At 70.1% G+C, this 5,839-nt stretch carries 6 protein-coding genes; 1 reads left to right on the top strand and 5 read right to left on the bottom strand.

Annotated features, from left to right (window positions below; genetic code table 11):
- Positions 1 to 107: 107 nt before the first annotated feature.
- The 3 genes from ACWELJ_RS32910 to ACWELJ_RS32900 form a co-directional block, all read right to left on the bottom strand.
- On the bottom strand, positions 108 to 1,091 hold the full coding sequence (locus tag ACWELJ_RS32910) for an NADPH:quinone oxidoreductase family protein (RefSeq protein ID WP_452369980.1): 984 nt from the start codon (positions 1,089 to 1,091) through the stop codon (positions 108 to 110).
- Between the two features lie 8 nt (positions 1,092 to 1,099).
- Entirely contained in the window at positions 1,100 to 1,852 is a 753-nt protein-coding gene (locus ACWELJ_RS32905; RefSeq protein WP_452369979.1) for an SDR family oxidoreductase, read from the bottom strand.
- Between the two features lie 207 nt (positions 1,853 to 2,059).
- A complete protein-coding gene (locus ACWELJ_RS32900; protein WP_452369978.1) occupies positions 2,060 to 3,025 on the bottom strand; it encodes an AraC family transcriptional regulator ligand-binding domain-containing protein in 966 nt (321 codons plus the stop codon).
- A 443-nt stretch (positions 3,026 to 3,468) separates the two neighbouring features.
- On the opposite strand from ACWELJ_RS32900, the gene ACWELJ_RS32895 reads away from it, so the two are divergent.
- A complete protein-coding gene (locus ACWELJ_RS32895; protein WP_452369977.1) occupies positions 3,469 to 3,615 on the top strand; it encodes a hypothetical protein in 147 nt (48 codons plus the stop codon).
- A gap of 22 nt (positions 3,616 to 3,637) precedes the next feature.
- Here the strand turns inward: ACWELJ_RS32895 and ACWELJ_RS32890 are convergent, their stop codons facing one another.
- Complete coding sequence (locus ACWELJ_RS32890) at positions 3,638 to 4,213, bottom strand: TetR/AcrR family transcriptional regulator (protein WP_452369976.1); 576 nt, start codon at positions 4,211 to 4,213, stop codon at positions 3,638 to 3,640.
- A 165-nt stretch (positions 4,214 to 4,378) separates the two neighbouring features.
- Positions 4,379 to 5,839: multicopper oxidase family protein (locus ACWELJ_RS32885; protein WP_452369975.1), on the bottom strand; the 1,461-nt coding region annotated here is incomplete at its 5' end.

Genomic DNA, 5,839 nt, shown 5'->3' with positions numbered 1-5,839 from the left:
GGTAGGGAACCTCCCACACGATGTCGTCGACGTCCGCGCCCTGCGCGTCGGCGGCGGCCTTCATGGCGTCCAGGCCCTTGTTGATGGCGTCCTGTTCTCCGAGGGGACTAGGGGGTGTAGACGACACGGCCGACGGTCTTGCCGTCGGCCAGGCGCTGGACGCCGTCGGCGAGGTCCGCCAGGGCCAGTCGCTCGCTGACCAGCGGCCGGATCGCGCCGTCAGCGGCCAGCCGGGTCAGTTCCCGGTGGCAGTGGGCGACCGCGGCGCGGTCGTGGGCGTTGTAGAGGCCCCAGTGCAGTCCGACGATCGAATAATTCTTCACCAGCGCGTGGTTCAGGGCGGCGGTTTGGATCTCACCGCCCGCGAAGCCGACCACCAGGATCCGGCCCTCGAACGCGACGCATTTGGTCGACCGGGCGTAGGTGTCGCCGCCGACCGGGTCGTAGATGACGTCCGCGCCGCGATTGTCGGTGGCGGCCTTCACGATCTCCACGAAATCCTGTGTCCTGCGGTCGATCACGATGTCCGCGCCGAGCTCGCGCGCGTACTCGGCCTTCTCGGGACCACCGACCACGCCGATGACCCGGGCTCCGGCGGCCTTGCCGAGCTGGACGGCGGCGCTGCCGACACCGCCCGCGGCCGCGTGCACCAGCAGGGTCTCCCCCGGACGCAGGGCGGCGCGCCGATGCAGGCCGAACCATCCGGTCTGGTACCCGATGTACAGGGCCGCCGCTTCGGCATCGTCGAGTGCCGGTGGCGCGGAGAAGGTCTGGCGCGCGTCCAGCACCGCGTACTCGGCGAATCCGCCGTGCGGCAGAGCGACCCCGCCGAGCACGCGCTCGCCGACGGCGAATCCGGTCACGTCCGCACCGAGGGCCACCACCTCACCGCACACCTCGATGCCCGGCGTGAACGGCAGCTCCGGCCGCACCTGATACCGCCCGCGGCACATGAGGACATCCGGGAAGTTCGCCGCCGCGCCGAGCACCCGCACGACCAACTGCCCCGGCCCGGCCGTGGGACGGGCGACGGTGTCCAGGCGCATCGCCGTCGCGGGCTCGCCCAGGTCGTGGACGCGCCACGCCGCCATGTCGACCACTAGACGCCACCGGTGAGGGTGAGGCCGCCGTCGACGACGAGCAATTGGCCGGTGAGCCAAGCGGAGTCGGCCGACAGCAGAAACGCGACCACGCTCGCGATGTCCTCGGGCACGCCCAAGCGCTTGAGCGGGTACGCGGCCGCGACCGCTTCCTCACGCCCCTCGTAGAGCGCGGTCGCGAACTTGGTCTTCACCACCGCCGGAGCGACGGCGTTCACCCGGATGTCCGGGCCCAGTTCGACCGCGAGCTCCTGGGTGATGTGGGTCAGCATCGCCTTGCTCGCACCGTAGAAGCCGATCCCGGGCGCGGGCTTGAGCCCGGCCACCGAGGAGACGTTCACGACCGCGCCGCCGTGATCGTGCATCCACGCCCGATGCGCCTGCTGCACCCACGACAGCGCGGCCAGGCAGTTGACCTCGACGATCTTGCGGGCGGCGTCGAGGTCGAGGTCCATCATGGTCCCGTAGACCGGGTTGATGCCGGTGTTGTTGACCAGCAGATCCGCGCTGCCGAAGGTGTCGACGGCCCGCTCGACCACTTCGGCCTGATGGGCCACGTCGTCGGTGCGACCGGCCACGGCCAGCGCCTTGTCCGGTCCGCCCAGCGCGGCCACCGCGTCGTCGAGCGCCTCCTGCTTGCGGGCGGTGATCACCACCCGCGCGCCCTCGTCCACCAGGCGTCGCGCGATGCCGAGCCCGATTCCGCGGCTCGCGCCGGTGACGATGGCCGTCTTGCCCTCGAATCTGGTCATGCGAAGTCCTTCCGGCATGGAACTTACTAAGCGCTTATTTCTCGGGACACCATGCTGGAAAAGCCCCTGCCGGTCAATACCGGAAGCGGGGAACGCGGTGTGTGATCTGTCGCACATACGGGATGAAAGGGCAGTTCACACACCACTTATCAGGTCATTTCTGAAACCTGATTCAGATTCAGCCGACGCCGGCGCGACGGCGCGTGACTATCGGCGCAGCCTTCGGTTCGGCGATGCGGGCTCCGAGCGCGCGAACTGCCCGGGGGTCTGGCCCTTCCAGTCCCGGAACGCCGTCGCGAACGCCGACACGCTGGTGTAGCCGAGCCGGGTGGCCACCGTGTCGACGGTGAATCCGGTGGCCAGCAGCTCCTCGGCCAGTAGCCCCGTTGTCTCGCAGGCCAGTTCGCGGAAGGTGGTGCCCTCGTCGGCCAGCCGGCGACGCAGGGTGCGCACGCTCATGTGCAGGTCGGCGGCGATGGTGGCCTGGTCGATGGCGCGACCGTGGCGCATGAGCAGGGCGCGCACCTGGCCGGCCAGCCCGACCCGGGCGCGGCGGCGTTCCACGATCTCGGCGCACAGCTGCTCGTACTGGCGGCGCAGCATCGAATTCGCCTGCGGCATAGGGCGTCGCAGGTCGACGGCGTCGAGGACCAGCACGTCAGCGGGCCGGTCATAGCCGATATCGCCGATTCCGAGCAGGATGCCGACCGCCTCGTACACCGATGCGTAGGACAGGGTCAGCTCCAGGCGGTGCACCCGGATATCCCAGTTCAGCAGCTCGCGCTGGATGATGCGCAGGGCCGCCAGGTCGCGCTCGATGGCGAAGCGGCGCAGCCGCGGCGGCACCGGCTCGGTGTCGAGGGTGACCAGCACTCGGTCCTGCGCGTCCTCGATCCCGAATCGGCAGTAGGCGAAGGACAATTCGGCGTGCCGCGCCCACAACTCGGCCATCTCGCGCACGGTGGAGCAGCTGCTCATGGCGATGCCGAGGCTGCCCAGCATGCTCAGGTGCACCGAAAACCCGGCCAGCAGACCCAAACCCGGCTCGTCACCGGTGGCGTCCAGGATATTCTCGAGGAGCCGGAACTCCTGGGCGATATCTATCTCGATGTCCGGGTCGTCCAGATCGCCCTCGGCGAGCCCCGTCCCGGCCAGGACGGCGGCTCTGGTCATCGCGCGGCTAGTGGCGAACTCGACCAGCACGGCAGCGCTGTGTATCGAACGGACACACCAGGAGTCGTCGAGCATGTCGCAGATGATCTCCCATCCGATCCTCGCGACTGGCCCAATTGAGCAATTCTTCAGCTAATTTCGATCGGACTCGGGCGTGTCGCCCGCGCGCCTCTGTTCCGGGCCCCGCGCGCCGCACGCCACGCGCGGCCGTGGCGTGGCCCAAATCCGCAGAGGCGTGGCCCCGCGGTACACCCCGGGCGCGCGGGCCCTCGCCCTAGCCTTGTCCACGTTGGCCGCTCGCCCTTGGCGGCCTCCACGGTCCCGCACGCACCACGGGACCGGACGCTGTACACGGCAGTCCCCCTCGGCGGGCGCGGTACCCAACCAGCCATATCCTGCCCGCCCGCCGAGGACCCGCACCCCCTTCGGACCCGGTGGAGACGATGACGACGGCGAGCACCACATCCGGCAGCGCCCTACGACTGCTGACCGAGATCCTCCGCCGCTACGACAGCCTCGACGCCTTCCTCGCGCAGGTGTACCGCGAATTCGACCAGCCCACCGAGGAAATCCCCCGCATCACCGACTGAGCCGAGCCGGGCCCGATTCCGGTCAGCGGCCCGGCGCCAGCGCGCCCATCGTGAGCCCGACCAGCCGGGCGATGCCCGCGTCGTCGCTGGCCTCGGCGGCCGCGCCCAGGGCGTGCAGGCTGTAGGCGGCGAGTTCGGCGGCGGGCACGTCGCCGCGCAGATCGCCGGAACGCACACCCTCCTCGACCAATTGACCGATCAGGTCGCGAAGCTGGTTGTGCGCGTGGACGACCTGTTCGTCGGGATGCAGGAACCTCCCCAGTTCCCGGTCGTGGCCGCCGCTTCGCCGGGCGATGCGGGCGTAGCTGGTGAGCACGGCCGCGAGCCGCTCGACCGGCGTGCCCGCGCCATCGCGCACCGCGGCGAGTTCGCGCAGATGCCCGTCGATCCGGCGCACGTGCCAGGTCCGCAGGATGGTCTCGACATCGGAGAAGTACTTGTACAGCGTGGCCCGCCCGATCCCGGCGCGCTCCGCGATCTGGGCCATCGTCACCCCGCGCAGCCCGCGATCGGCGGCCAGCGCGCCCGCCGCGTCCAGAATCGCCTCCCGCACCTGACCCCGGTGCGCCTCGATCGTCTCGTTCCACAGCCTCGGCACGGCTCGACTATACGTTCTGACCTCCACCTGAACATGAGGCATTGACCGTAGACACCTTGTCTACATCCGAGTCGCGGGTGATGCCGCGCCGCAACGGATTCAGGGCATCCTCGAGCGACCCGGCCGCCGGTTCGCGGTCGTGGACCGGCGGCCGAGCACCGATCCTCAGCGCACGTAGGACAGGATGCCCATCATGCCCGCTTCGCCGTGATAGGCGTTGTGGCAGTGCAGCATCCACTGGCCCGGATTGTCGGCGTCGAAGTCGACTTCGACGGTTTGCATGGGCGTGACGATGGAGGTGTCCTTGCGCGGGCCCGTGCCGTCGCGGTTGACGACCTGGTAGGTGTGGCCGTGCAGGTGCATGGGGTGGAACATCATCGACTGGTTGCGGAAGCGCAGGCGGATGCGCTGGCCCTGGGAGACGTCCAGCACGGCGTGGTCGGGGTAGGCCTTGCCGTTGATGGTCCAGACGTAGTTCCGCATATCCGAGCCGAGGGTGACGTCGAGGGTCCGATCGGGCTGTTTCGCCTGGAGCCGAACGGGTTCGGCGGAGGTCAGGCGATCCGCGGTGAGCGGGGCGACGGCGAGTTCGGCGGGTTGCGCGTCGGCCGGGGGCGGCGTGCCGCCGCCGGTGCGAACCAGCGCGAAGCCGCGGCCGGTCTTGCCTTCGGCGGCGGCGACCAGCGGGAAGACGCCGTCGGTCAGCTCGACCACGGCGTCGTAACGCTCACCCATGCCGATGAGCAGGCTCGCGGTGGTGACGGGCCGCACCGGGAATCCGTCGGTGTGGGTGACGCGGAGTTGATGCCCGCCCAGCGCGACCCGGAACGCGGTGTCGGCCGCGGCATTGATGATCCGCAGCCGCATCCGCTGGCCGGGCCGGGCGGTGAACACGGTCGGGTCGGCGGCGAGTTTGCCGTTGATCAAGAAGTACGGGTAGGTGACATCCCCGGCGTCGGATCCGAGGGGCGCGTTGGGATCAGCGGACATGGACATACCGCCGCCCATGTTCATGCCGCCGTGGTTCATGCCGGACCCACCCATGTTCATCCCGGCCATGCCCTTGTCCCGCAACTGCCGCAATTCCCGGTCGGGGTCGCGGCCGTCGACGCCGTCGAGCCAATCGTCCAGTACCACTACGGCTTCCACGTCGTAGTCCTTGCCGTCGGCCGGGTCCTCCACGATGAGCGGCGCGTACAGGCCGCGGTCGAGCTGGACGCCGACGTGCGGGTGGAAGAAATAGGTGCCGGGGTCGGGGACGGTGAACTCGTAGCGGAAGGTTCCGCCGGGCGCGATCTGAGGCTGGGTGAGGTCGGGGACGCCGTCCATGTCATTGCGCAGGGCGATGCCGTGCCAGTGCACGGTGGTCGGGGCGGGCAGCGCGTTGGTGAACTCGGCGCGCACCACATCGCCTGTGGCGACGCGGATTTCGGGTCCGGGCACCCGGCCGCCGAAGGCCCAGGTCGGCACCCGCACACCGCCCAGATCGACCACGGTCGGTTCGGCGCGCAGGCTCACCTCGCGCACGGCCGCACCTGCCGCGCGGCGAGCGGCCTCGGCGGCGCGGACGGCCTCGGAGTCGGGTGTCACCAGCCCGCGCGCGGGGGCCGGACTCTTCGCGCAGGC

The organism is Nocardia sp. NPDC004582, from assembly GCF_053602115.1.
Note: the sequence above shows the minus strand (reverse complement) of the source record. Positions and strands in the feature narration are given on the sequence as shown.

What these genes read in the sequence shown, in the direction of transcription:
- ACWELJ_RS32900 (WP_452369978.1), bottom strand. Translation starts at nt 3,025, where the DNA reads ATGACCAGAGCCGCCGTCCTGGCCGGGACGGGGCTCGCCGAGGGCGAT.
- ACWELJ_RS32895 (WP_452369977.1), top strand. Translation starts at nt 3,469, where the DNA reads ATGACGACGGCGAGCACCACATCCGGCAGCGCCCTACGACTGCTGACC.
- ACWELJ_RS32910 (WP_452369980.1), bottom strand. Translation starts at nt 1,091, where the DNA reads ATGGCGGCGTGGCGCGTCCACGACCTGGGCGAGCCCGCGACGGCGATG.
- ACWELJ_RS32905 (WP_452369979.1), bottom strand. Translation starts at nt 1,852, where the DNA reads ATGACCAGATTCGAGGGCAAGACGGCCATCGTCACCGGCGCGAGCCGC.